This window comes from Stenotrophomonas sp. 71799_Sma, from assembly GCF_056482505.1.
Genome location: NZ_CM151202.1, coordinates 3384259 through 3409911, shown reverse-complemented (window position 1 = coordinate 3409911; position 25653 = coordinate 3384259). Strand labels below are relative to the sequence as shown.

General features: G+C 67.3%; 23 protein-coding genes, 1 tRNA gene and 1 pseudogene. 21 read left to right on the top strand and 4 right to left on the bottom strand.

Annotated features, from left to right (window positions below; all coding sequences use genetic code 11):
• Positions 1-72: 72 nt before the first annotated feature.
• The 10 genes from prmB to ACZK4Z_RS15915 all read left to right on the top strand — a co-directional run bounded on the left by prmB (position 73) and on the right by ACZK4Z_RS15915 (position 11150).
• The gene (prmB, locus tag ACZK4Z_RS15960; protein ID WP_032128243.1) at positions 73-1002 is read left to right on the top strand and encodes a 50S ribosomal protein L3 N(5)-glutamine methyltransferase; all 930 of its coding nucleotides are present in this window, start codon (positions 73-75) and stop codon (positions 1000-1002) included.
• Entirely contained in the window at positions 999-2102 is a 1104-nt protein-coding gene (gene aroC / locus ACZK4Z_RS15955; RefSeq protein ID WP_346486248.1) for a chorismate synthase, read from the top strand. The genes prmB and aroC overlap by 4 nt, the downstream gene beginning before the upstream one ends.
• Positions 2095-3132, top strand: a complete 1038-nt coding sequence (locus ACZK4Z_RS15950; protein ID WP_478450909.1) for a 2-hydroxyacid dehydrogenase — start codon at positions 2095-2097, stop codon at positions 3130-3132. Before aroC ends, ACZK4Z_RS15950 begins: the two co-directional genes overlap by 8 nt.
• Before the next feature lie 93 nt (positions 3133-3225).
• A complete protein-coding gene (locus tag ACZK4Z_RS15945; RefSeq protein WP_012511725.1) occupies positions 3226-4254 on the top strand; it encodes an aspartate-semialdehyde dehydrogenase in 1029 nt (342 codons plus the stop codon).
• 148 nt (positions 4255-4402) lie between these two features.
• A complete protein-coding gene (locus tag ACZK4Z_RS15940; RefSeq protein ID WP_180836625.1) occupies positions 4403-6457 on the top strand; it encodes a FimV/HubP family polar landmark protein in 2055 nt (684 codons plus the stop codon).
• Positions 6458-6483: 26 nt separating this feature from the next.
• Complete coding sequence (locus tag ACZK4Z_RS15935; protein ID WP_032128247.1) at positions 6484-6846, top strand: VOC family protein; 363 nt, start codon at positions 6484-6486, stop codon at positions 6844-6846.
• A 32-nt stretch (positions 6847-6878) separates the two neighbouring features.
• Positions 6879-7649, top strand: coding sequence for a tRNA pseudouridine(38-40) synthase TruA (gene truA, locus ACZK4Z_RS15930; protein WP_478450908.1), 771 nt, complete (start codon positions 6879-6881; stop codon positions 7647-7649).
• Positions 7646-8302, top strand: coding sequence for a phosphoribosylanthranilate isomerase (locus ACZK4Z_RS15925; protein ID WP_019660598.1), 657 nt, complete (start codon positions 7646-7648; stop codon positions 8300-8302). The genes truA and ACZK4Z_RS15925 overlap by 4 nt, the downstream gene beginning before the upstream one ends.
• A 253-nt stretch (positions 8303-8555) precedes the next feature.
• Positions 8556-9245: a hypothetical protein gene (locus ACZK4Z_RS15920; protein WP_478450907.1), complete on the top strand. Its 690-nt coding sequence runs from the start codon at positions 8556-8558 to the stop codon at positions 9243-9245.
• 48 nt (positions 9246-9293) lie between these two features.
• The gene (locus ACZK4Z_RS15915; RefSeq protein WP_478450906.1) at positions 9294-11150 is read left to right on the top strand and encodes a C40 family peptidase; all 1857 of its coding nucleotides are present in this window, start codon (positions 9294-9296) and stop codon (positions 11148-11150) included.
• 48 nt (positions 11151-11198) lie between these two features.
• On the opposite strand, the gene ACZK4Z_RS15910 is transcribed toward ACZK4Z_RS15915, so the two are convergent.
• A complete protein-coding gene (locus ACZK4Z_RS15910; protein ID WP_032128249.1) occupies positions 11199-12086 on the bottom strand; it encodes a LysR family transcriptional regulator in 888 nt (295 codons plus the stop codon).
• A gap of 97 nt (positions 12087-12183) precedes the next feature.
• Here ACZK4Z_RS15910 and trpB point away from each other — a divergent pair, with 97 nt between their 5' ends.
• From trpB to glmM, 5 genes are all read left to right on the top strand, one after another.
• The gene (gene trpB / locus ACZK4Z_RS15905; protein ID WP_132810543.1) at positions 12184-13401 is read left to right on the top strand and encodes a tryptophan synthase subunit beta; all 1218 of its coding nucleotides are present in this window, start codon (positions 12184-12186) and stop codon (positions 13399-13401) included.
• The gene (locus tag ACZK4Z_RS15900) at positions 13398-14075 is read left to right on the top strand and encodes a hypothetical protein (protein WP_125895658.1); all 678 of its coding nucleotides are present in this window, start codon (positions 13398-13400) and stop codon (positions 14073-14075) included. Before trpB ends, ACZK4Z_RS15900 begins: the two co-directional genes overlap by 4 nt.
• Before the next feature lies 1 nt (position 14076).
• On the top strand, positions 14077-14886 hold the full coding sequence (gene trpA, locus ACZK4Z_RS15895; protein ID WP_197617189.1) for a tryptophan synthase subunit alpha: 810 nt from the start codon (positions 14077-14079) through the stop codon (positions 14884-14886).
• 219 nt (positions 14887-15105) lie between these two features.
• Positions 15106-15981, top strand: a complete 876-nt coding sequence (accD, locus tag ACZK4Z_RS15890; protein ID WP_005410473.1) for an acetyl-CoA carboxylase, carboxyltransferase subunit beta — start codon at positions 15106-15108, stop codon at positions 15979-15981.
• Entirely contained in the window at positions 15981-17342 is a 1362-nt protein-coding gene (glmM, locus tag ACZK4Z_RS15885) for a phosphoglucosamine mutase (RefSeq protein WP_032128253.1), read from the top strand. The genes accD and glmM overlap by 1 nt, the downstream gene beginning before the upstream one ends.
• Before the next feature lie 81 nt (positions 17343-17423).
• Here the strand turns inward: glmM and ACZK4Z_RS15880 are convergent, their stop codons facing one another.
• The 3 genes and pseudogenes from ACZK4Z_RS15880 to ACZK4Z_RS15870 form a co-directional block, all read right to left on the bottom strand.
• Positions 17424-18281 carry a polysaccharide deacetylase family protein gene (locus ACZK4Z_RS15880; protein WP_032128254.1) on the bottom strand — a complete coding sequence of 286 codons (858 nt, stop codon included), beginning with the start codon at positions 18279-18281 and terminating at the stop codon, positions 17424-17426.
• On the bottom strand, positions 18274-19419 hold the full coding sequence (locus ACZK4Z_RS15875) for a glycosyltransferase family 4 protein (protein WP_032128255.1): 1146 nt from the start codon (positions 19417-19419) through the stop codon (positions 18274-18276). The genes ACZK4Z_RS15880 and ACZK4Z_RS15875 overlap by 8 nt, the downstream gene beginning before the upstream one ends.
• Before the next feature lie 20 nt (positions 19420-19439).
• Positions 19440-21325 (bottom strand): annotated as a pseudogene (locus ACZK4Z_RS15870) (DUF3413 domain-containing protein).
• Positions 21326-21520: 195 nt separating this feature from the next.
• Here ACZK4Z_RS15870 and ACZK4Z_RS15865 point away from each other — a divergent pair.
• From ACZK4Z_RS15865 to ACZK4Z_RS15840, 6 genes are all read left to right on the top strand, one after another.
• A complete protein-coding gene (locus tag ACZK4Z_RS15865; protein WP_032128257.1) occupies positions 21521-22456 on the top strand; it encodes an isopenicillin N synthase family dioxygenase in 936 nt (311 codons plus the stop codon).
• 813 nt (positions 22457-23269) lie between these two features.
• Positions 23270-24025: a triose-phosphate isomerase gene (tpiA, locus tag ACZK4Z_RS15860; protein WP_478450905.1), complete on the top strand. Its 756-nt coding sequence runs from the start codon at positions 23270-23272 to the stop codon at positions 24023-24025.
• A 31-nt stretch (positions 24026-24056) separates the two neighbouring features.
• Positions 24057-24494: a preprotein translocase subunit SecG gene (gene secG, locus ACZK4Z_RS15855; RefSeq protein WP_010486424.1), complete on the top strand. Its 438-nt coding sequence runs from the start codon at positions 24057-24059 to the stop codon at positions 24492-24494.
• A gap of 51 nt (positions 24495-24545) precedes the next feature.
• Positions 24546-24630: transfer RNA gene (locus tag ACZK4Z_RS15850), tRNA-Leu, on the top strand.
• A 111-nt stretch (positions 24631-24741) separates the two neighbouring features.
• Positions 24742-25098, top strand: a complete 357-nt coding sequence (locus tag ACZK4Z_RS15845; protein WP_008265012.1) for an NADH-quinone oxidoreductase subunit A — start codon at positions 24742-24744, stop codon at positions 25096-25098.
• The gene (locus ACZK4Z_RS15840; RefSeq protein ID WP_005410463.1) at positions 25089-25643 is read left to right on the top strand and encodes a NuoB/complex I 20 kDa subunit family protein; all 555 of its coding nucleotides are present in this window, start codon (positions 25089-25091) and stop codon (positions 25641-25643) included. The genes ACZK4Z_RS15845 and ACZK4Z_RS15840 overlap by 10 nt, the downstream gene beginning before the upstream one ends.
• The last annotated feature ends 10 nt before the right edge of the window (positions 25644-25653 follow it).

Here is a 25653-nt window from a genome sequence, read left to right as displayed (position 1 = left end):
TTTCTGCCGCAACGGATGCCGCCGCGGGCGTCAGCCCCTATAATCGGGGGCCACTTTGCCCGCAGTACCGCCATGACCGCTGAAACGGCCGCCGAACTCCACACGATCATCGATCTGATCCGCTACGGCACCAGCCGTTTCAACGAAGCCGGACTGACCTTCGGGCACAGCTACGACAACGCGCTGGACGAGGCCACCCAGCTGGTGCTGCACAGCCTGCACCTGCCGCACGACCTCGGCCCGGCCTACGGCCAGGCGCGCCTGCTGCAGGAAGAGAAGGTGCGTGTGCTGGAACTGTTCCAGCGCCGCATCGACGAACGCATCCCGGCCGCCTACCTGACCGGCGAGGCCTGGTTCGCCGGTCTGAGCTTCAAGAGCGACAAGCGCGCCCTGGTGCCGCGCTCGCCGATCGCTGAACTGATCGAGTGCGGCTTCGAGCCGTGGTTGGCCGGCCGCGATGTCAGCCGTGCGCTGGACCTGTGCACCGGTTCGGGCTGCATCGCCATCGCCATGGGCCACTATTACCCGAACTGGGAAGTGGACGGTGTCGACCTGAGCGACGACGCGCTGTCGCTGGCCGAGGAAAACAAGGAACGCCTGCAGGCGCACAACGTGACCCTGCTCAAGTCGGACCTGTTCAACGGCCTGACCGGTCGCCACTACGACCTGATCGTCACCAACCCCCCGTACGTCACCAACGACGAGACCGATGCCCTGCCGCAGGAATACTCCTACGAGCCGGAGATGGGCCTGCGTGCCGGTGACGACGGCCTGGACCTGGTGCTGAAGATCCTGCGCGATGCCCCGCTGCACCTGAGCGAGGACGGCCTGCTGATCTGTGAAGTGGGCGAGTCCGAGCAGCACCTGATCAAGCTGCTGCCGGAAGTCGACTTCGCCTGGATCGAATTCAAGGTCGGCCAGATGGGCATCTTCGCGGTCGAATGCCGCGAGCTGATCGCCCACAGCGCGCGCATCACCGAGCTGGCGGCGCAGCGCCCGTGAGCTCCAATTCGTTCGGCAAGCTGTTCACCGTCACCACGTTCGGCGAGTCGCACGGGCCGGCCATCGGCTGCGTGATCGATGGCTGCCCTCCGGGGCTGGCGCTGGACGCGGCCGAATTCGCCCACGACCTGCAGCGTCGCGCTACCGGCAAGAGCCGGCACACCTCAGCGCGCCGCGAGGCGGACGAGGTCGAGATCCTGTCCGGCGTGTACGAGGGCCTGACCACCGGCACGCCGATCGCCCTGCTGATCCGCAACACCGACCAGCGCAGCAAGGACTACGCCAACATCGGCCAGCAGTTCCGGCCGGGCCATGCCGACTACAGCTACTGGCACAAGTACGGCATCCGCGACCCGCGCGGTGGCGGCCGTTCTTCCGCGCGCGAGACCACCATGCGCGTGGCCGCCGGCGTAGTCGCCAAGAAATGGCTGGCCGAGCGCTTCGGCGTGACCGTGCGCGGCTACCTGTCGCAGCTCGGCGACATCACCCCGGCCGGTTTCGACTGGTCGGCGGTGGAAGACAATCCCCTCTTCTGGCCGCACGCCGCACAGGTGCCGGAACTGGAGGCGTACATGGATGCGCTGCGCAAGTCCGGTGATTCGGTCGGTGCGCGCGTGGACGTGGTGGCCGACAACGTGCCGCCAGGCTGGGGCGAGCCGATCTACGGCAAGCTCGATGGCGAACTGGCTGCCGCGCTGATGAGCATCAACGCGGTGAAGGGCGTTGAGATCGGCGACGGTTTCGCCAGCGCCGCACAGAAGGGCACCGAACACCGCGACCTGCTGACCCCGCAGGGCTTCGCCAGCAACCATGCCGGCGGCATCCTCGGTGGCATTTCCACCGGCCAGCCGGTGGTCGCCTCGATCGTGCTCAAGCCGACTTCCAGCCTGCGCCTGCCCGGCCCGTCGCTGGACACGGCCGGCAACGTGGTGGAGGTCGTCACCACCGGTCGCCACGATCCCTGCGTCGGTATCCGCGCCACCCCGATCGCCGAGGCGATGGTGGCGATGGTGCTGATGGACCAGGCGCTGCGTCATCGCGCGCAGTGCGGCGATGTTGGCACGATCACCCCGCGTATTCCCGGGCAGATCGATGGCTGACACGCGGCCGACCGTGTGGGTGAGCCAGCCGCTGATCGACGCGGCCATCGCGCCGCTGCGCGATCGAGTGCAGCTGCGCAGCACCGACACCGTCACCGCGTGGTCGCCCGACCAGATCGCCGAACAGCTGGCCAGCGCCGACGGCGCCATCATCACCCTCAACGAGCGCATCGGTGCGGCCCAGGTGTCCGGCGCCGCGCAGCTGCAGGTGATCGCCAATGTCGGGGTGGGCTACAACAACCTGGACGTCGACGCGCTCAGCGCGGCCGGCATCCTCGCCAGCAATACCCCGGACGTCCTGACTGAAACCACCGCCGATCTCGGTTTCGCTCTGTTGATGGCCACCGCGCGCCGCATCACTGAATCCGAGCGCTGGCTGCGCGAAGGCCAGTGGCAGCAGTGGTCGTTCCAGACCATGCTCGGTGCCGACATCCACGGCAGCACGCTGGGTATCCTCGGCATGGGCCGCATCGGCCAGGGCATCGCCCGTCGCGGCGCGCATGGTTTCGGCATGAAGGTGCTTTACCACAACCGTTCGCAGCTTCCGGCCGCGACCGAAGCGGAGGTGGCGGCCCGTTACGTTGACCTGGACACGCTGCTGGCGCAGTCCGATCACCTGCTGCTGGTGCTGCCGTATACCCCGGCCTCGCACCACCTGATCGATGCCGCCGCGCTGGCGAAGATGAAGCCGTCGGCGACGCTGGTGAACATCGCCCGCGGTGGCCTGGTCGATGAGATCGCGCTGGCCGATGCGCTGGCCAACGGCCGCCTTGCTGCAGCGGGTCTGGATGTGTACGAAGGCGAGCCAAAGGTACGCCCCGAACTGCTGGCGCTGCGCAACGTCGTGCTCACTCCGCACATCGGCAGCGCCTCGCTGGCCACGCGCACGGCGATGGTACAGCTGGCCGCGGATAATCTGGTTGCCGGGCTCGGCCTGGACGGCGGCCCATCGCGCATGCCGAGCGCGATCAACGCTGACGCGGCGATGGCCGCGCGCGTGACTCTGGGCAAAAAAACCGGGAAACGATAGGGAACCTCCGCGCGCCCCGCTTGAGGAGGTTCCCCGAACCCAGCTGTCGTGCGTGTTTTTTTCCCCATCCCCGTTTTCGTGAGAGTTTCCCCCATGAGCAATGCACAGCGCAGTTTCCACGTCGCCGTCGTCGGTGCCACCGGTGCGGTCGGCGAGACCATGTTGTCGATCCTGGCCGAACGTGATTTCCCGGTCGGTACCCTGAGCGTCCTCGCCTCCGAGCGTTCGGCCGGCGGCGAGATCGAGTTCAACGGCCAGAAGGTCAAGGTCCAGGACCTGGCCACCTTCGATCCGAGCGGCGTCGAGATCGCCCTGTTCTCGGCCGGCGGCAGCGTGTCGAAGGAATATGCACCGAAGTTCGCCGCAGCGGGTGCGGTGGTGATCGACAACTCCTCGGCCTTCCGTTACGACGATGACGTGCCGCTGGTGGTGTCCGAGGTCAACCCGGAGCAGGTCGCCAACCGTCCGCGCGGCATCATCGCCAACCCGAACTGCTCGACCATGCAGATGCTGGTGGCGCTGGCGCCGCTGCATCGCAAGTACGGCATCGAGCGCATCAACGTCTCCACTTACCAGTCGGTGTCCGGCGGTGGCCGTTCGGCAACCGAGGAGCTGGGCAAGCAGACCGGCCAGCTGCTGAGTTTCCAGGAAATCGATCCGCAGCGCTTCCCGGTGCAGATCGCCTTCAACCTGATCCCGCACATCGACGACTTCCAGGACAATGGCTTCACCAAGGAAGAGATGAAGCTGATCTGGGAGACCCGCAAGATCCTCGGTGACGACAGCATCCTGGTGAACCCGACTGCAGTGCGTGTGCCGGTGTTCTACGGCCACTCCGAGTCGGTCGCGATCGAGACCCGCGACAAGGTCACCGTGGCCGAAGCACGCGCGCTGCTGGAGCAGTCGCCGGGCATCGAAGTGGTGGATCGCCACGAGGCTGGCGGCTACCCGACCCCGGTCACGCATGCGTCGGGCACCGACGCGGTGTACGTCGGCCGCATCCGCGAGGACCTGTCGCACCCGCGCGGCCTGAACCTGTGGATCGTGTCGGACAACGTGCGCAAGGGCGCGGCGTTGAATGCCGTGCAGCTGGCCGAGCTGGTCGCCGCCGAGCAGCGCTGATCACAGCGGTTGCCTCATCGGTAGTGCCGGCCGCTGGCCGGCATTGCCGTGATGGGGGCGTGCGTGTATGCCGGCCAGCTGCCGGCACTACCGAAGGTCTCCCATCGGTGGGTGCGGACCCCGGTCCGCACGCTTTATAGTGTCGCCCATGAATAAACGGGCCAAGGGCGCAAAGCGCCCGCTCACCTATCTGTCCGCCGCACTGCTCGCCCTGGCCAGCAGTTCGGCGCTTGCCCTGGGGTTGGGCGACATCCGGGTCCTGTCCAAGCCGGGCCAGCCCCTGCTGGCCGAAATCCCGGTGGTCTCGGCGGACCCGTCCGAACTGGAAAACCTGCGCGTGGCGCTGGCCTCACCGGTCACCTTCGAACGTGTCGGCCTGCAGCGGCCAACCGGACTGGTCAGTGAACTGCAGTTCGAACTGACCCGCGACACGCAGGGCAGGGCGGTGGTGCGCGTCACCTCGCAGGCGCCGGTGGAGACGCCGTCGCTCAGCTTCCTGATCGAAGCCGACTGGGGCCAGGGCCGCCTGGTGCGTGAGTACTCGGCACTGGTCGATGCGCCACCCAGTGCGTTGGCCGTGGCCGAGCCGGAAATCGTCGCGCCGGCCGGTACGCTCTCCAATACCATCGTGCGCGAACCTGCACCGGCTTCGGTGCCAGCAGCAGAGACGCCCACGACGCCGCCACCAGCGGTGGCGCCAGCACCGGCACGCCCGCGTGCGGCCTCCGCGCCAGTTGCTGCACCGGCGGCCGATGGCAGCATCACCGTGCAGCGCGGGCAGACCCTGTCGCAGATCGCCAGTGCGGTGGCACGTGGCAACCAGGTCAGTCGCGACCGCGCGATGATCGCCCTGCTGCGTGCCAATCCCGAAGCCTTCATCCGCGGCAACGTCAACCTGCTCAAGCAGGGTGCGGTGCTGCGCATGCCCGGCAGTGATGCGCTTGCTGCGGTCGACGCTGCCGAAGCGGCGACGCTCGTGCGCGAGCATGCCGCGCAATGGCGGCAGGCACGTACCGTGCCGCAACCGGTGGGCATGGCCGCACCGGTTGCCAGGGCGGCAGCCACGAACGCTTCTTCCCCGGCTGCGGCCAATGGGGCACGACTTGAGATCGCTCCGGCGCTGGCGTCCGACGCCGCGCACGCGGGCACAACCACCGGCACCGCTGCCGGCAGCGAGGGTGACATGCTGGGCAACGAACAACTGCGCCAGGCGCGTGAGGACATCGCCACCCGCGATGCCGAGATCGGCGAGCTGAAGCAGCGCGTGGCCGACCTTGAAAAGCTCAAGGAACAGCAGCAGTCGCTGATCGCGATGAAGGACAACGACCTGGCCGCCGCGCAGCAGCGCCTGACGCAGGCACCGGATGCCCGCGATGCGGCAACGCCGTGGTACTGGCTGGGGCTGCCGGTGCTGCTGCTGGCGGCGGGCGCCGCCTGGCTGCTGCGTCGTCGCAAGCCGTCGCCGCTGCCGCCGCTGCGTGAGGAAGACGATGCCGCCGGCCTGGCCGCAGCGGTGCCGGCGGGTGCGGCGCTGGATACGCTGGCCGAGCAGTCCTCGTGGTCATCGGCTGTTGCCGGCAACGGCCGCCAGGAACCGGCGATGCCCGACTGGGCGACCGAAACCGAAGTGCACGACGTAGTGGTCGCCGAACCCGTCGCCGAGCACGCGGTACGGGCCGACTGGCAGGCCGACACGCTGCGCGACGAGGACGCGGTGGCCTTGCCCGAAGCGGTGACCGATCTGCCGCGCTGGGACGATTCCGCAACCACCGCCGACGAGGTTGTCGTCGCCGCGCCGCTGCAGGACGAACGCGTTGTACCGCAGGCGCCGGCCGACGTGGCGGTGCCGGACTACGCACTGCATGCCGAACAGCAGCCGCAGTTCCGCGGCGTGTTCGATCTGCCGGCCGACGCGCATGACAACGAGGCGCCGGCGGATGCCGCTCATCCCGAAGCCGTCGACGGCATCGACCATGGCAGCATCGAGGCCTCTCATTCCGACGACATCGCGTCGAGCGCGGCCGTGCCTGCCGACGACGCCGGCTGGTCGCCACGTGCCGGCCAGGAGCGCCTGGAACTGGCCATTGCCTACCTCGATCTGGGCGACGCGCAGACGGCGCGCACCCTGTTGCTGGAAGTCGCCGAAGGCGGTGACCTGCACAGCCAGGCCCAGGCCCGCGAACTGCTGGCCCGCCTGCCGTGACCGAATCTGCCGACAAGGACCTTGCCATGAGCCGCGAACGCCGCATCGACTACGTTGAATTCGCGTCCAGCGACCCGGCTGCCAGCCGTGCTTTCTTCGAGAAGGTGTTCGGCTGGTCGTTCGTCGACTACGGCAGCGACTACACGGCGTTCGACGATGGCCGCCTGCAGGGCGGCTTCTTCCGTGGCCAGCCGCAGCGGGCCAGCGACAGCGGTGCACCGCTGCTGGTGCTGTATGCCGACGCACTGGCACCGGTCGAGGCCGCCGTGCGCGACGCCGGCGGCGAGATCGTGCGCGCGGTGTTTTCCTTCCCCGGTGGCAGCCGCTTCCAGTTCGTCGAGCCCGGTGGCAACGAACTGGCGGTCTGGTCCGAACGCGATCCGGCCTGAGCGCCGCCCCATCCGCAACATCGAGGTAGCACATGCGTTATGCGCTTGGCGTCGAGTACGACGGCAGCGATTTCAGGGGCTGGCAGAACCTGGGCGAGGGTGGTCCCAGCGTGCAGGCCAGCCTCGAGCAGGCCCTGTCATCGGTGGCTGATGCGCCGCTGCAGGTGGTCTGCGCCGGCCGCACCGATGCCGGGGTGCATGGCCAGTGCCAGGTCGTGCATTTCGATACCGACGTGGTGCGCGATCCGCGCGCCTGGATGCTCGGCACCACCACCCGCCTGCCGCGCTCGATCGCGGTGCGCTGGTGCGTGCCGGTGGCCGATGATTTCCACGCCCGCTTCTCCGCGCGTGCGCGCCGCTATCGCTATCGGCTGCTCAACCGCGAGGTACGGCCGGCGCTGGACCGGCAGACCCTGAGCTGGGAGCGCCGTGCGCTGGACGAGACCCTGATGCACGCCGCCGGCCAGGCATTGCTTGGTGAGAATGACTTCAGCGCGTTCCGTTCGGTGCAGTGCCAGGCGCTGCATGCGCGGCGTGAACTGCAGTCGCTGCAGGTCAGCCGTCATGGCGAAGTGATCGAAGTCGCAGTACGTGGCAATGCATTTCTTCATCACATGGTCCGCAATATCGTCGGATCGTTGATCCTGGTGGGCAGCGGCGAAAAACCGGTGGAATGGATCGCCGAAATGCTGGCCGGGCGCGACCGCACCGTAGCTGGTCCCACCGCACCGCCGCAGGGCCTGGTGTTCCTTGGGCCCCTGTACCCCGACAACTGGCATCTGCCCGCCGAGGTCACGCTATGAGCCGTTCCTACTACCGTACGCGCATCAAGTTCTGTGGAATGACCCGTGCCGGCGACGTCCGCCTGGCCGGTGAGCTGGGCGTGGACGCAGTGGGTTTCATCTTTGCCCGCGAGAGCAGCCGCCGGGTTGCACCGGCCGAGGCCCGCGCGATGCGCCAGGCGATCGCGCCGATGGTCGACGTGGTGGCGCTGTTCCGCAACAACAGCAAGGAGGAAGTGCGCGAGGTGCTGCGTACGGTACGTCCGACCCTGCTGCAGTTCCATGGTGAGGAAGACGAAAGCTTCTGCCGCAGCTTCAACATGCCGTACCTGAAGGCGATCGCCATGGGCGGCCGTGAAGAGGTCAACGCCCGCACCCTGCAGCTGCGCTACCCCAGCGCTGCCGGCTTCCTGTTCGACAGCCACGCCCCGGGTGGCGGTGGCGGCACCGGCGTGGCGTTCGACTGGGGCCGCGTTCCGACCGGGTTGCACCGGCCGTTCCTGCTGGCCGGTGGCCTGAACCCTGAGAACGTCTACGATGCTGTGCTGGCGACGCTGCCGTGGGGCGTGGACGTGTCCAGCGGCATCGAGCTGGAGCCGGGCATCAAGGACGGCTACAAGATGCGCACCTTCGTCGAAGAAGTGCGTCGCGCGGATTGCACCGTTCTGGAGTGATCCGCGTCACCTGAGGGGTCACCCGGAATGTCATCGTCGACGGTGCGTTCCGCCGTGCCGTGAAGGCGGGCGAATCCTGAATGCGATGAGTATCACGCTTTCGGGTAATTCAGGTTCCAGCGCCAAAAAGTCGACACCCCCCGAACATCTGATCGGACACAATGCGCCCAGCCTGTCTTGGCTGGGTGCGATGCCGTGTGCGTGTCGCTGGCCGCACGCTCGAGATACGCCTTACCTTTCGAACGAGGACGCAATGGATATGCCCCATCTCTCTTCCCGCCGTATCCGCCTGGCCCGCCTGACGCTCGTGCCCAGCCTGCTGCTTGCCTTGGGCGCGTGTGCGGCCGGTGACTCATCCGCCCCGACCGCATCGGCACCGGCCGCTGCCGCACCGGCAGATGCACCTGCCACAGCACCGGCCACGGTTCCGGCGGCAGCACCGGCAGCCGACGGCCTGGCGGCGCTGATCCAGGCCAGTGGCGTGAAATGCAGCAACGCCAGTACGGGCAGCGGCTGCACGGCCGGCGATGTGGACAGCGGTGATTTCTACGATGTCGAACTGTCGCCGGACTGTGGCGACCAGGGTTTCTTCGCGGGCGTAGCCGATGCCAAGGGCGTGGAGACGTTGAGTACGGTGCCATCCACCGGCAGCAAGGCCAGCGTGACCGCGAAGCTGTCGAAGGGGCAGCTGGTCTGCGTGCAGGGCATCGGGCGCACCGGACAGAACCCGCTGTTCTATTACGTCGTTGCGGTTCCCGCTGCGACGGTCGGCAAGTGCAAGGGCAACACGTTGTGTGACACCTATGGCGACAGGCCGCTCACTGGCCTGGCGACCACGGGGGGCGAGGCCTGCCATGCGGCGGCGCCGGGACGTTACGCCGGGAACTGCGCACAGGGCTGGGTCAGTGCGGACGTGCTCGACGTGTTTTCCAACGGAATGTAATCACCGCCAGGGGAGCGGTCCAATCAACCACTGGCAAAGGAACAGCTCATGTCGGATCCAAAAATCACCCGGCTGGTCAGCAGCGTAGGTACCACGCGCACGCTGGAAATGGACGATGGCAGTGTCGTCGAACGATCAGGCGGCAGCGTCTCGTGGCGCAACAACAATCCTGGCAATCTCAAGTTTGAATTCGCCGACAGCGCGGACAAGACGGTGACCAATCCGCGTACCCGCGAGCAGGCGCTGGAATCGGCGCAGGGGCGCTACAAGGGCGTGGTCGATCTCGACCAATGGGGCAACGCGGTTTTCGAAAGCTATGAAGCCGGCCGGGTGGCGAAGATCCAGCTGCTCGAACGCCGGTTCGGCGACAAGACCGTGGAGGAAATGCTGCCGAGCTACTCCACCAAGGATTACAGCGGCACCACCCACCACAAGGAGCAGGCGGCCACCATCTATGCCGAAGGCGATCGCCAGGGTGTCGACCTGCGCTCGAAGACCGTCGGCCAGATGAGCGTGCGCGAGCGTGAAGTGCTGGCCGACGGCATCCGCCGTTTCGAGGGCTGGCAGCCGGGTGAGGTTGCCACGCAGCAGCCACCCACGCGCACTCCGGCGGCCGCGCCCGTGCAGGCCCAGACCCAACCGCAGGTACAGACGCCTTCAGCGGCGGCGCCTGCTGCGGGCCAGGCCGCGGCTGCAGTCGGCAGTGCCGCGCTCTACAACGAGGCCTATCAGCATTTCATGGCCTCAGGCCGCCAGTACGAATACGGGCGCCCGGACCATCCGCGCCCGGGTCGCGACAGCAGCCGGCTGGAGCGTGACCTCGATGGTGACGGACGCTTCGGCGTGGATTGCTCGGCGTTCGTATGGCGCGGCCTGAAGAACGCGGGTTACGACGTGCGTGGCGAGAACGCTGCGGGGTTCACTACGTCGACGCTGTTCAATGGTGCGAACACCACGGCTTACGCACGCGAGCATTTCGATGTGACCTCGGCTGCCGAAGCACGCAAACCGAACGGAACGCTGAAGCAGGGCGACATCCTGATGTTCTCCTCGTCGCAGGGCCAGCATGTCGGCATTTTCAAAGGCTACGACGCGCAGGGAAACATCCAGTTCATCGGTTCACAGGGAAGCACCGGGCCGGCCGAAGTCACCATCCGGCCGGGCGGGTACTGGGATGGCGGAAGCACCCGCATCGTTGGTGCGCTGACACCGAAGCCGGAATTCCAGGTGCGCGCGCCGCTGCACGGCAATGGCGAACCTGCGCTGTCCCGGCCAACCGCCACCGTGCAGCCGGCTGCATCACACACGGCGGCCAGCGAGGTGATGAAGCAGGGGCAGCGTGGCGCCGACGTGCAGGCGTTGCAGCAGACTCTCAACCAGCTCGGTGTGCGTGATGCGCAGGGCCATCGGTTGTCAGAGGATGGTCGTTTTGGTGATCACACCCGCGAAGCGGTGGTCGCGCTGCAGAAACAGCAGGGGCTGGTGGCCGATGGAATTGTCGGTCGCCAGACCGCTGCCGCGCTGGCGGCGGGCCGTGTGCAGGGCCATGAACCTGCAGCGGCTGTACCGAAGGGGCCGTCGCTGAACGATGCATCGCATCCGGACCACGCACTGCACAACGCCGTCCGCAGCAAGCTTCCCAGCGTGTTTTCCGAAGAGGCTGCCGCCAATATCACCCTGCATGCAAAGCAGAACGGAATCGACGCGGCCGACAAGCTGCAGAGCATCACGGTGCAGGATGGCAAGGCGTTCGTGATGGGCACGACGCCGGGCTTCCGCACCGCGGTCGACCTGGCCCAGGCGCCGCCGTCGCTGGAGCAGACCAGTGCCAAGCTGCTGGCAGATCCTTCGCACCAGCAGCAGGTGCATGAGGAGCAGCAGCGGGTCGCGATGGGCGGTCGCTGAGGCCTGTGTTGCCGGCTCCGGGCGGTGAACGCCGCCCGGGGCCTCGTCTCATTGCAGTTGCGCTGCTGCCCAGTCGGCCAGGGCGTCCACCCGTGCATCGGCCGGGCCATCCGGCCGCGCCAGCACCCAGAAGCCGCCGGTGGCGGTAAACCCCCACGGTGCGACCAGCCGGCCTGCTGCCAGATCTTCGGCCACCAGTGGCTCCGGTGCGATCGCCGGGCCCAGCCCGGCCACGGCTGCTTCCAGCAGGTAGTACAGATGTTCGAAAGCGGTGCCCAGCTGCAGCTTCGCGGTGTCCAGATCGTGCGCCTGCGCCCACGCCGGCCACGCCTGCGGCCGTGAGCTGGTGTGCAGCAGCGTTTCCTGCAGCAGCGCCGAGGGCGGTACCTGCCGCAGGCGCTGCGCGGCCGGATGCGAGGGTGCCACCACCACGCCGACCCGTTCCGGCGCCAGCTCACGCACCTGCCAGCCCCGTGGCCACGGCCCCTGCGCCAGCAGCAGCACGGCATCCAGCGCCGCCTGTGCTTCGGTGAAACTGCCATCCAGCGCCGACCACTGCAGGCGCACGCCGGGCAGGGCGGCCTGCAGCACGGGCAGGCGCGGGATCATCCAGCGCGCCAGTACGCTGCCGCTGCAGCCCAGCACCAGTGCTGGGGCCGCCGTCGGCCGGCGCAGCTCGCGCACGCAGTCTTCGATGCCGCTGAACGCCTCGCTGCACGCGGCCTGCAGTCGCGTGCCCGCAGCGGTCAGGCGCAGCCCGCGGCCGGCACGCTGGAACAATGCCAGGCCGAGATGATCCTCCAGCAGCTTCAGTTGCCGGCTGACCGCGCCGTGGGTGACATGCAGGTCCTGCGCGGCGCGCCCAACCCCGCCCAGACGGGCGGTGGCCTCGAACGCACGCAGCGCATTGAGGGGAGGCAGCAGGGAACGACTCATGTGAGATTTCCTGACGATATGCGCCAGATAATATCCATTTTCCGGTCACGACCCGTGCGCTAGAGTATCCACCTGTCTCGAACCAGCGGTCGCTTCCATGTCTGCCTCCCCCATTGCCGACTACCACGCCTTCCCGGATGCCCAGGGCCACTTCGGCCGCTACGGCGGCAGCTTCGTTGCCGAAACCCTGGTCGGCCCGCTGCAGGAACTGGCCCAGGCCTATGACCAGGCCCGCCAGGACCCGGCATTCCAGGCCGCTTACGACCGCGACCTGGCCCATTACGTGGGCCGGCCGAGCCCGATCTATCACGCCCAGCGCCTGAGCGATCATGTCGGCGGTGCGCAGATCCTGCTCAAGCGCGAGGACCTGAACCACACCGGTGCGCACAAGATCAACAACACCATCGGCCAGGCGCTGCTGGCCGCGCGGATGGGCAAGAAGCGCATCATCGCCGAGACCGGTGCCGGGCAGCATGGCGTGGCCAGTGCCACCGTTGCCGCGCGCTTGGGCCTGGAATGCGTGGTGTACATGGGCGCCACCGACATCGAGCGGCAGAAGATCAACGTCTACCGAATGAAGCTGCTCGGTGCGACGGTGGTGCCGGTCACCTCCGGCTCGGCCACCCTGAAGGACGCGCTCAACGAAGCGATGCGCGATTGGGTGACCAACGTGCAGGACACCTTCTACATCATCGGCACCGTGGCTGGTCCGGATCCGTACCCGCGCATGGTGCGCGATTTCAACGCCATCGTCGGCCGCGAAGCACGCGAGCAGATGCTGGCCGAGTACGGCCGCCTGCCGGATGCGATCACCGCCTGCGTCGGCGGCGGCAGCAATGCCATCGGCCTGTTCCATGCCTTCCTCAATGATCGTCAGGTCGAGATCGTCGGCGCCGAAGCTGCCGGTGATGGCATCAGCACCGGGCGCCACGCTGCATCGATCGCGGCGGGTCGGCCGGGCGTGCTGCACGGCAACCGCACCTATGTGCTGTGCGACGACGACGGCCAGATCATCGAGACCCACTCGGTATCAGCCGGCCTGGACTACCCGGGTGTCGGGCCGGAGCACGCGTTCCTGGCCGATACCGGCCGCGCACGTTACCTCGGCATCACCGACGAGGAAGCGCTGCAGGCCTTCCACCTGCTGGCGCACACCGAAGGCATTCTGCCGGCGCTGGAATCCAGCCATGCGCTGGCACAGGCGATCAAGCTGGCGCGCGGTCGTCCGCGTGACCAGATCGTCCTCTGCAATCTGTCCGGCCGTGGCGACAAGGACGTGCACACCATCGCCGCGCGTGAAGGGCTGGTGCTGTGAGCGCGCGGCTGCGGAACAGCGGCGTGCTGCTGCTGGCGCTGGGCTTGGCCGCGTGCCAGCCGCCGGAGCCGCCGGTGCTGGCACCGGCCGCCAAGGCCACCACGCAGCCTGTGCAGCGGGCCGCCAACGATGATCTTGACCCGATGGCGCGTACGCCGATCGACGATCCGCCGTCTGTGGAAGATAAGGACAGCGATGACGCGCCCGCGGTGGCCTCGGTGGCGCTGGACCATGCCGGCGAGGTGCTGATCGGCCAGCATATGACCGATCTGAAGGCACTCGGGCCGTGGACCGCGCAAGGGGCGGTCGAAGCCATCGGCGGCAGTTGCGAGTACTACGACGGCAAGGGGCTGCCGCCCGGCGTGTCGATGATGACCGATGAAGATCGCGTCGTCCGTTTCGATCTCGGCCTGGATCCGGAGAGCGGGGCGCCGACCCAGCAGCCCGGGCCGTTCGGCCTGCGTGTCGGCATGACCCGCGCCCAGGCCATGGCCCAGTTCCCGAAGCCGCCGGTATCCAGCCCGCATGCCTACGACGGTGACCAGGGCGAGTACCTCACCTGGCAGGACCCGGGCTCGGCCCTTGGCATCCGCGTGGAACTGTTTGAAGGGAGGGTCATCCAGATGTACTGGGGGACCAGCGATGCGATTGAACTGATTGAAGGATGTGCCTGAGATGCCTGTTTCCCGACTCGATGCCTGTTTCCAGCGACTGCGCGAGCAGCAGCGCAAGGCGCTGATTCCCTTCATCACCGCCGGTGATCCCTCGCTGGAGGCCACCGTGCCGGTCATGCACGCGCTGGTCGATGCCGGTGCCGATGTGATCGAACTGGGCGTGCCGTTCTCCGACCCGATGGCCGACGGTCCGACCATCCAGCGCAGCTCCGAGCGCGCGCTGGCGCGTGGTGCTGGCAGCCGCTACGTGCTGAAGGCCGTTGCGCAGTTCCGCGAGCGTGACGCTCAGACGCCGGTGGTGCTGATGGGCTACCTGAATCCGGTGGAGATCCATGGCTACGCGGCCTTCGCAACGGCAGCCGTGGAGGCCGGTGTGGACGGCGTTCTGCTGGTCGACCTGCCGCCGGAAGAAGCCGGCGAAGCGCAGCAGGCCTTCGATGCAGCGGGCCTGGCACTGGTCCTGCTGGCGTCGCCGACTACCAGCGAAGCGCGCGCCGACAAGCTGCTGGCGCTGGCCCGTGGCTACCTCTACTACGTCAGCTTTGCCGGTGTCACCGGCGCGTCCGAGCGCCTGGACAGCGATGCCGCCAGTGCCCGCCTGCAGGCGTTGCGCGCGCGTGCTTCGGTGCCGGTGGTGGCCGGCTTCGGCATCAAGGATGCCGACAGTGCTGCGGCGATGGCCCGCCAGGCCGACGGCGTGGTGGTCGGCAGCGCGCTGGTGGCGGCGCTGGCCGAAGCGGGCTCGGCTGAAGAGGCCGCACAGCGCGCTCGAACCTTCCTGGCTCCGCTGCGGCAGGCGCTGGACCAGTAACGGTAGCGCCGGGCCATGCCCGGCGGTGCGGGGCGCAAGGGCATCCGCCGGGCATGGCCCGGCGCTACCCGCACGGCGTTGCCGCGCTAAACGTACGTCCCAGCATGGTTTTTTCCGGCGGCCCCGTGTCCGGCAAGGGGGTGCACGGGCGGGGAAAGCGGAGCTAGACTGTCCGCCTTTGCGGCCCTTGGGCCGCCCTGAACGGAAGTGTCCTCCCGCATGAGTTGGCTCAGCAAGTTGATGCCGTCCGGCATCCGCACCGACAACACCCCCAGCAAGAAGCGCAGTGTCCCCGAGGGCCTGTGGGAAAAGTGCAGCAACTGCGGCAGCGCGTTGTACCGTCCGGAACTGGAAGAGAACCTGGAGGTCTGCCCGAAGTGCGGCCACCACATGGCGATCCGCGCACGTGCGCGCCTGGCCGCCCTGTTCGACGCCGACAGTACCACCGAGATCGGTGCGCGCCTGGGCCCGACCGACCTGCTCAAGTTCAAGGACCAGAAGAAGTACAGCGAGCGCATCAAGATCGCGCAGAAGAACACCGGCGAGTACGACGCGCTGATCGCCATGCGCGGCCTGCTCAAGGGCCGTGCGCTGGTGGCCTCGTCGTTCGACTTCGCCTTCATGGGTGGCTCGATGGGCTCGGTGGTGGGTGAGCGTTTCGCGCTGGCCGCCGAAACCGCGGTCGAGATCGGCGCCCCGTACGTGTGCTTCTCGCAGAGTGGCGGTGCGCGCATGCAGGAAGGCCTGTTCTCGCTGATGCAGATGGCCAAGACCTCGGCCGCGCTGGGCAAGCTGCGTGAAGCGGGCCTGCCGTACATCTCGGTGCTGACCCACCCGACCACCGGTGGTGTGTCGGCCTCGTTCGCGATGCTGGGCGACATCAACATTGCCGAACCGCAGGCGCTGATCGGCTTCGCCGGCCCGCGCGTGATCGAGCAGACCGTGCGCGAGAAGCTGCCGGAAGGCTTCCAGCGCTCGGAGTTCCTGTTGGAGCACGGTGCCATCGACCAGATCTGCGACCGCCGCGAAATGCGCGACCGCCTGTCCGATCTGCTGGCAATGCTGGGCCGTCAGCCGGCGCCGGAGGTGGCTTGATGGGAGGCCGCAAGTACTTCGGTACTGATGGCATCCGTGGGCGGGTCGGCCAGGGCGTGATCTCGGCCGACTTCGTGCTGCGCCTGGGCAATGCCCTGGGCCGTGTCCTGGTCGCCCAGCGCGGCCAGGACGGGCGCCGGCCGATCGTGGTGATCGGCAAGGACACCCGCATTTCCGGTTACATGTTCGAAGCGGCACTGGAAGCCGGCCTGGTCGCCGCCGGCGCCGACGTACAGCTGCTGGGGCCGATGCCGACCCCGGCGGTGGCGTTCCTGACCCGCACGCTGGGCGTGGACGCCGGCATCGTCATCAGCGCCTCGCACAACCCGCATTACGACAACGGCATCAAGTTCTTCTCGGCCCAGGGCGAGAAGCTCGACGATGCCACCGAACTTGCCCTGGAAGCGGCGCTGGACGTTCCGTTCACCACCGCCGAATCGGAGAAGCTGGGCAAGGCATCGCGTGCGCGTGAAGCGGTCGGCCGCTACATCGAGTTCTGCAAGGCCAGCGTGCCGCGCGCGTTCGACCTGCGTGGCGTGCGCCTGGTGCTGGATTGCGCACACGGCGCCACCTACCAGATCGCACCGCTGCTGTTCCGCGAACTGGGGGCCGAGGTGATCGGCATCGGTGCCGAGCCCAACGGCGTCAACATCAACGCCGGTGTGGGTTCCACCCATATCGACAACCTGGCGGCCAAAGTCCGCGAGACCCGTGCCGATCTCGGCATCGCGTTCGATGGTGATGGCGACCGTGTGCTGATGGCCGACGACCAGGGCAACCCGGTCGACGGTGACGACCTGCTGTACATCCTGGCCCGCGCCTGGAAGGACGAAGGCCGCCTGCGCGGCCCGGTGGTCGGCACGCTGATGAGCAACTACGGCGTGGAGAAAGCTTTCGCCGATCTGCAGATCCCGTTCGTGCGCAGCAACGTTGGTGACCGCTACGTGCACCAGGCATTGGTCGAAGGCGGCGGTGTACTCGGTGGGGAAGCGTCGGGCCATCTGCTGTGCCTGGACCGGGCCACCACCGGTGATGGCATCGTCAGCGCTCTGCAGGTGCTGGTCGCGCTGCGCAACAGTGGGCAGACCCTGCGCCAGGCACTGAAGGGCCTGGTGCGGGTGCCGCAGAAGACCGTCAACGTGCGTCTGGGCAATGTCTCGGCCAAGGCCACGGTGCAGTCTGAAAGCGTGCAGTCCGCGCTGGCCGTGGCGCAGCAGGCCGTAGCCGGCCGTGGCCGCGCGTTCCTGCGGCCGTCCGGTACCGAGCCGGTGGTTCGGGTCACCGTGGAAGCCGATGACGCTACGCTGATGCAGCAGACGCTGGACCGCTTGTCCGCTGCGGTGCGTGAAGCCGCCAGCTGAGGCGACTGCACATCCGTACAAAGAAAGCGCCCCGGAATTCCGGGGCGTTTTCTTTTGCGGCGGCCCGGGAGGATGGCGTGCTCAGGGCCCCGGCACCATCTTCTTCTGGCGTGCCTTGAACCCATTGAACAGCGGCGCGATCAGCGGGTTGTAACTCAGGCGGATGCGCTTGCGCAGCCAGTTGGCCGGGCGGTTGCGGATCGCAAAACGATAGATGCGTTCCGGGTCGCCACCGATCACGTTGCGGCCGAACGGGTGGGTAGTGTGCAGGTAGCGGAAGCCCTGCTCGCGCGCCACTTCGATGTGATCCTGGTCGAAATCACCGTACGGCCAGCACAAGGTATCGGACACGTCGCCAAGCTTGTCCTGCAGGACTTCGCGCGAGATCGCCAGATCCCGGCTCAGGCCCGCGCGGCGCTGCGCACGGTCCAGATCGTCACGGCGCAGCCAGCGGGTGTGGGTATGGGTGTGGCAATGCACTTCGAAGGTGCCGGCGGCGATGGCCGCACGTGCTTCGCTCCAGCGCATCATCACGTCGTCACTGCGGTCCTGCTCGTAGATCGCCGCTTCGCAGCCGCGATGGTCCGGCGTCGACGGCAGCGTCGCTCCGGCAATGCCGGCATGCGGACGTTCCGGGCCTTCGCCCATCCAGCCGGTGACCACGAACACCACGGCATGCATGCCGTACTTCTGCAGGATCGGATGGGCATACACCCAGTTGTCCAGGTAGCCATCGTCGAAGGTGATGACGATCGACTTGCGCGGCACCGGCTTGCCGGCCAGGAAGCCGGCGTACTGGTCCAGCGTCAGTGAGGTCCAGCCATTGCCTGCCAGCCACGCGATCTGGCTTTCGAAGTTTTCCGGCGACACGGTGATCATGCCCGGCGAAGGGCTGACATGGTGGTGCATCAGCACCGGAACGGTTCGCGCATCAGCCATGTCCCAGCTCCTTCAGCCACTGGTGGTAGTAGTGTTCGGTGGCTTCACCGTGGCCGTCCGGCGTGAAGCGGTGTGCGCCGTGCATCCAGTCCCAGCCAGCGCGGCCCATCTGCCGCCGCCGTTCCGGGTCGTCCACCAGCAGGCGCAAGGCACCTGTCAGGGCGGCATTGTCTCCCAAACGGGTGAGGATCGCATTGCTGCCATCGACCACCATCTCCGGCACGCCACCCACCCGCGTGGCTACGATCGGTACGCCCACATAAGCCGCTTCCAGGAACACGGTGCCGGCCGCTTCCTTGTGCGAGGCCAGCGCGAAGATGTCGAAGCCGGCCATCAGCCGGCAGGCTCCATCGCGGTAGCCGAGCAGGTGCACCTGGCGCTGCAGGCCGTGCTCGGCGCACATCGCCTGCAGTCGTTCCGTCACGGCCTGGCCATCACCGACGATCACCAGGTGCAGGTCCGGGTTGGCCTTGCACAGCGGGATCATCGCCTGCAGCAGGTCGGCATGGCCCTTGGGCTCGCGCAGTACCGCCACGCAGCCGACCACGATGTCCTGTTCGCCGAAACCGAGCTCGGCACGCACCTGCGCGCGCGCGTCCTGCAGGCACTGCCAGGGATCGGCCTTGCGGATCTCGCTCCAGCGCGGCGGAACCGCGATAGGCGGCACGATGCCGATGCGCTCGGCCGGAATGCCACGGTCGGCCAGCAGCTGCTTGACGAAGCTGCTGACGGTCAACACCCGGTGCGGAAGCCCGGTATAGGTCAGCAGCGAATTGACCGGGCTCATCAGGTGGCGTGAGCGCACCACCAGCGGCGTGCCGCCCAGGCGTGCACCGGCGGCGGCGATCAGCGCATCGCGGCGGCTGGTGGTGTTGACCACGTCGTAGCGTTCGCGGCGCACCAGTCGCGATACCGACCACACGCCGCGCAGCAGGCGTGCCAGGCCTCCCATGCGCAGCGTATGCACGGTGAAACCGTCGTCGCGTGCCAGTGTGGCCAGGCGCGCATCGGGCTGGCACAGCAACGACACTTCATGGCCACGCGCGCGCATCACCTGCATGTGCCGGAAGATGTAGATCTCCTGCCCGCCCATTCCCTTGGCGGCTTCGGTATGCAGGATGCGCAGCGGACGGTTCATGCAGGATCGGTCCTTGAAGTTCAGCGGTTGCGGAAGCGGGTCAGCGCTTCCCATGCGGAGCGGATGGCGGCGGCGTCCGGCGCCTGCTGCGGCAGCGGACGGTAGTGCCGGTCGAGCGCGGTGGCGTTGCCGAACTTGTCGAACACGTAGATGGCATCGCCATGGCGTACCGCGCGCTGCGACCAGCTCTCCACCACCAGCGCACGTTCGCTGGTGGTGGGCGCGGCCAGCAGGTCCTGGCCAGTACTGAAGTCGCTCAGTGCGTTCTCGCAGCCCAGTGCGTGGCGCATCAACGTCGGCACCCAGTCCTCATGCGAACTGGTGCGCATCTCATGGCCGCTGGGCTGGCCTGGCCAGTGCAGCACGAACGGCACCTGCAGCTGGTAGTCGGAGAAGTTGCCGTTGTGGCCCCAGTAGTTCAGCTTGAGGTCGTTGAACTCTTCGGCATGGTCACCGGTGACCAGCACGATGGTGTTCTCGGCCAGGCCTTGTGCGCGAAGGTCGTCCAGCAGCGAGCCGATCAGGCTGTCGGCGTAGTGCACGGCGGTGCGGTAGCGGTTGAGCTCCGGCGTCGGGTCGTGGTCCGGGCCGAAGGACAGGAAGTCGATCTCCTTGGCCATCGGCGTGGCCACCGGCGGGTAGCTGGCGGGCAGGTGGTAGCCGGCGTGGGTGGAGTCGAGGAACACGAAGCCGAACCACGGGTGCTGCGCGGCCTGGCTGGTGCGGATGTCGCTCTGCAGCGCGGTGACGATGGCTGCGTCACGCTTGTCGGGTGTCAGGGCGGAGGGGCCCTGGTGCAGCTGGTCGCGTACGTCGGCGAAGGCGGTGCGGTCGAACTCCGGGCTGTACAGCGGCGCGCTGCCGTACAGGTGCAGGTCGTAGCCCTGCTGGCCCAGCACCTGGAACAGCTGCGAGCCGCGCTGTTCGTCCAGCATGCTCTGCCAGTAGCCGCCGGGCAGGCCGTAGAGCAGGCCGAACAGGCCGTAGCGGGTGGCGTTGCCGGTGCTGAAATGCTGGTCGTACACGCGCGAAGCCTGTGCCAGTGCCGTCGTATTGGGCATCAGCTGCGGCGTCATGGCGTCCTGGCGCAGCGACTCCAGCACCACCATCAGCACATTCGGCCGATGTGGGTTCTGGCAGCGCAGGGGCTGCAGCGGATACAGCAGCTGCGCATGCCGCGGGTCAGGCAGGCCGGCCTGCTGTTCGCTGACAACGCCCAGTTTGCGCATGAAGCTCTTGGCGGTGATCGGCTGCGCCCAGGGCAGGTAGTTCCACTGCGCGATGACGTCGCGGTCGCCGCGGGCATCGTAGTAGGCGGTGGCGACCTGGCCCCCCCCATCAGCAGAGCGACCACCGCCCAGGCCTGCAGGACCCGGCGGCGGCGGGGCAGGGCGGGCAACAGCTTCCAGCATGCCCAGGCCAGCAGGCCTTCGGCGGCGAAGATGGCGGCGACCAGCAGTCCGGCCTGCAGCCAGGTTTTCCAGGACAACGCGACCTGGTCCTGCAGCGCGCCGCCGAACACCATGTTCACCACCATGGCATTGAGGTGGAACCGATACAGAGTGAAAACCTTCGCATCAACCAGCAGCAGGCACAGCCACAGGCCCTGCAGCAGCACGGCGCTGATGCTCAGCGTGCGCGCGCTGCGCTGCCACAGGCCCAGCAGCAGCGGCAGCAGGCCTGCGAGGGCACCGAAGGCGAGCAGATGCCCCGGCAGAGCGACGGACAGGTAAACCAGGCCGATTGCGCCACCGGGGTTGTCGGCCAGCGGTACGTTGCCGAGCGTGATCGCCATCGCCAGCAGCGCGTTGCCGGCCACGAACAGCGACCACCAGGCCAATCGGCGCCAGTGACGTGCCGGGCCTGAGGGCAGGGAGGTGTTGGCAGAAGGAGCAGCAGGGCGCATGAAGGACGGAGGCGGCAGGTGGAGCAGGGGCGGGAGTCCCGGTTGTGACGGAATCGTTAATCCGCGCGCGGGTTGCGCATTGTATCGGTTTGTTTCTTCGTATCGAGTGGCGTCCCCCGGGCGATCTGTCACAATGTTCAGGTGGGCCATGAATGCGCTGGCCCTTCCAGACCCAACGACAAGCCAGGAACCGCTGTGAGCCAGATCCCCACCCTCGACATCACCCGTTTCGACAGCGACCGCGAGGCCTTCGTGGCCGAGCTGGGCGCGGCCTACCGCCAATGGGGATTCGCGGGCATCCGCAACCACGGCATCCCGCAGGCCGACATCGACGCGGCCTACGATGCCTTCAAGGCCTTCTTCGCCCTGCCGGAGGAGGTCAAGCGCAAGTACCACGTGGCCGGCAGTGGCGGCGCCCGCGGCTACACCCCGTTCGGCGTGGAGACCGCCAAGGGCTCCAAGCATTTCGACCTGAAGGAGTTCTGGCACATCGGTCGCGAGATCGCCGACGACTCCAAGTACCGCGACGTGATGGCGCCGAACCTGTGGCCGACCGAGGTCGAGGGCTTCCGCGAGCGCGGTTACGGCCTGTACCAGGCGCTGGACAACCTGGGTTCGCGCGTACTGTCGGCGCTGGCCCTGCACATCGGCCTGCCGGAAGACTTCTTCGCCGACAAGACCAACTTCGGCAACTCGATCCTGCGCCCGATCCACTACCCGCCGATCACCACCGACGACATCCCGAACGTGCGCGCCGGCGCGCATGGCGACATCAACTTCATCACCCTGCTGGTCGGCGCCAGCGCCGCGGGCCTGGAAGTGCAGTCGCACGAGGGCGAGTGGGTGCCGTTCACCTCGGACGCGGACACCATCGTGGTCAACATCGGCGACATGCTGCAGCGCCTGACCAACCACGTGTACCCGTCGACCATCCACCGCGTGGTCAACCCCCCGGGTGAGCTGGCGCGCCAGCCGCGCTACTCGGTGCCGTTCTTCCTGCATCCGAACCCGGACTATCTGATCGACGTGCTGCCGTCCTGCATCACCCCGGAGAACCCGAGCCGGTACCCGGAGGCGATCACCGCCCACGGCTTCCTCGAGGAACGCCTGCGCGAGATCAAGCTGAAGTAATGAGAAGTGAGGCCGCTGAAAGGCGGCCTTTTTCTTTAGCAGGGCTGCGCCCTGCACCCGCAGAGGCCAAAGCCAAAGCCAAAGCCAAAGCGGCTCTGGGATGTTCCGTGGGGAGGCGGGGAGGTGTCGGATGGCGGGGACGCCGTGAACCCGTCCTGGGGGCTTGGCCGCGGCATCCATGCCGCGGACACCCCGCCATCCGACACCTCCCCGCCTTCGACAGTTTCCCGGTGACGGTGGGTAAATCGCGATTTCCGGTAGGTGTCGACCTTGGTCGACACGGTAGATCCACGCCATGGGTGCGGGCAGCTATCCGCACTGCTGCTTTTGCTTTTGATCTTCTTATTTCTTTCCGTGGCGGGCGGAACCGCCGGAATGTGTCAGAGGCCGGGCGGGTGGGGCTGCGCAGGGGCGTGAGCCGCATGGGCCCGAGGCATGCCTCGGGCGCGTTGGGCAGGACGCCCAACCCGGGTCTTGCTCGTGTGTGCAGGACAGCGCCCACGAGCAAGCGGCGACCGAGCTTACAGGGGTGAGGGCGCTTTGCTTGCGAAGCACTGCTTCGCAAGCGCCCGAACGCACAGCCGCCAGCGGCTGGGCCGGGCCCCGGAGGGGGACTTGCAGCGCCCCCTGCGCAGTCCCACCCGCCCGGCCAAGCCCCAAATCCAACCGGGCTCTCCGCGACCAACCCAACCCCACCCCCGCCACGAGAGGCTGCGCCGTTGGCTGAAAACCCATGTAACCGCTTACACGGAAACGGATTTTTGCCGTAACGGGTATCATGACCGGCTGACTTCACACAGGAGCCACCCGCTCATGCGCCGCAAGATCGTCGCCGGAAACTGGAAGCTGCATGGCAGCCGTCAATTCGCCAATGAACTGCTGGGGCAGGTCGCCGCCGGGCTGCCGCTGGAGGGGGTGGACGTGGTGATCCTGCCGCCGCTGCCCTACCTCGGGGAGCTGGTCGAGGACTTTGGTGATACCGGCCTGGCCTTTGGCGCGCAGGACGTGAGCAGCAACGAGAAGGGCGCCTACACCGGCGAGGTCTGCGCCGCCATGCTGGTCGAGGTCGGCGCCCGCTATGGCTTGGTCGGCCATTCCGAGCGCCGCCAGTACCACCACGAAAGCAGCGAGCTGGTCGCACGCAAGTTCGCCGCCGCCCAGCACGCCGGCCTGGTGCCGGTGCTGTGCGTGGGCGAGACCCTGGAGCAGCGCGAGGCCGGGCAGACCGAAGCGGTCATCGCCAGCCAGCTGGCGCCGGTGCTGGAGCTGGTCGGCGCGGCCGGTTTCGCCAGGGCCGTGGTCGCCTACGAGCCGGTCTGGGCCATCGGTACCGGCCGTACCGCCACCAAGGAGCAGGCGCAGCAGGTGCACGCGTTCATCCGTGGCGAAGTCGCGCGTATCGATGCTAGAATCGCTGATTCACTGCCCATTGTTTACGGCGGTAGCGTGAAGCCCGACAATGCCGGGGAACTGTTCGCGCAGCCGGATGTCGATGGTGGGCTGGTCGGCGGCGCCTCCCTGGTGGCCGCGGACTTCCTGGCCATCGCACGGGCGGCGGCCGCGAACTAATCCTAGAAGTTTTGTCCGAGGGCGGTTTCCAATGCTGATGTTGATCCTCAATGTCGTCTACGTGCTGGTCGCTGTGGCCATGATCGCGCTGATCCTGATGCAGCGTGGCTCGGGTGCGGCGGCGGGTTCGGGCTTTGGTGCCGGTGCCTCGGGTACGGTGTTCGGTGCGCGCGGCGCCTCGAACTTCCTGTCCAAGTCGACCAAGTGGCTGGCTGTCGTGTTCTTCGGCATCAGCCTCTTCATGGCCTGGTATGCCGGTCATGGCAGCCGCCCGGCGGCCGACCAGGATCTGGGCCTGATGTCCGCCCCGGCGGCAGTCGCTCCGGCGGCTCCGGCGGGCGAACTGCCGGCCGTTCCGAAGGCCGATGCGGTCCCGGCCGCCCCGGTTCCGGCCGCGAATGTGCCGGCTCAGGCGGAATCTTCGGTTTCTGGTGAAGAAAAGCCTTCGGAAGGCTCCCAGAAAGACTGAAGCCGGTTACAATACGCGGCGCATCGGGAAGATAGTCTGATGTGATCGTTTGCCCAGGTGGCGGAATTGGTAGACGCACTACCTTGAGGTGGTAGCGACGCAAGTCGTAGGGGTTCGAGTCCCCTCTTGGGCACCATTTGTAAGTAAAGCGGGTTCGTCTGGCGCGCAAGGCGCCAGGCAGATTCCCGTCCACTCCCCCATGCCAAAGCGCCTGCAGGCGCGGCGGCAGAGGCAAGAGAGAATCGCTGTGCTGGCCGAATATTTGCCGTCTCTGCTGTTTCTGATCGTTGCCACCGGTATCGGCATTACGCTGATGCTGGTTGGTCGATTCCTCGGTCCCCGCCGCCCCGATCTGGAAAAGCTGTCGCCGTACGAGTGCGGCTTCGAGGCCTTCGAAGACGCGCGCATGAAGTTCGACGTGCGCTATTACCTGATCGCGATCCAGTTCATCGTCTTCGACCTGGAAATCATCTTCATCGTGCCGTGGACCCAGGTCTTCATGGAGCTGGGTGCCCGTTCGCTCATCACCATGGGCCTGTTCGTCGGCATGCTGTTCCTCGGTTTCATTTACGTCTGGAAGAAGGGAGCGCTGGAATGGGAGTGATTCAGACTCTCGATGGCCTCATGAACAACCCCACGCCGGAAGGCCGGGTTGATGACATCCTGCGGCCGGAAGGCGACAACCCGCTGCTGGAAAAGGGCTTCGTCACCACCAGCGTCGATGCACTGCTGAACTGGGCGCGCACCGGCTCGATGTGGCCGATGACCTTCGGTCTGGCCTGCTGCGCGGTCGAGATGATGCATGCCGGCGCCGCGCGCCTGGACCTTGACCGCTACGGCGTGGTGTTCCGCCCGTCGCCGCGTCAGTCCGACGTGATGATCGTGGCCGGTACCCTGGTCAACAAGATGGCCCCGGCGCTGCGCAAGGTCTACGACCAGATGCCGGACCCGAAGTGGGTCATCTCGATGGGTAGCTGCGCCAATGGTGGCGGCTATTACCACTACTCCTATTCTGTGGTGCGCGGCTGTGATCGCGTGGTGCCGGTGGACGTCTACGTCCCGGGCTGCCCGCCGACCGCCGAGGCGCTGGTGTACGGGATCCTGCAGCTGCAGAAGAAGATCTGGCGTACACAGACCATCGCCCGCTGACCCCTTCACC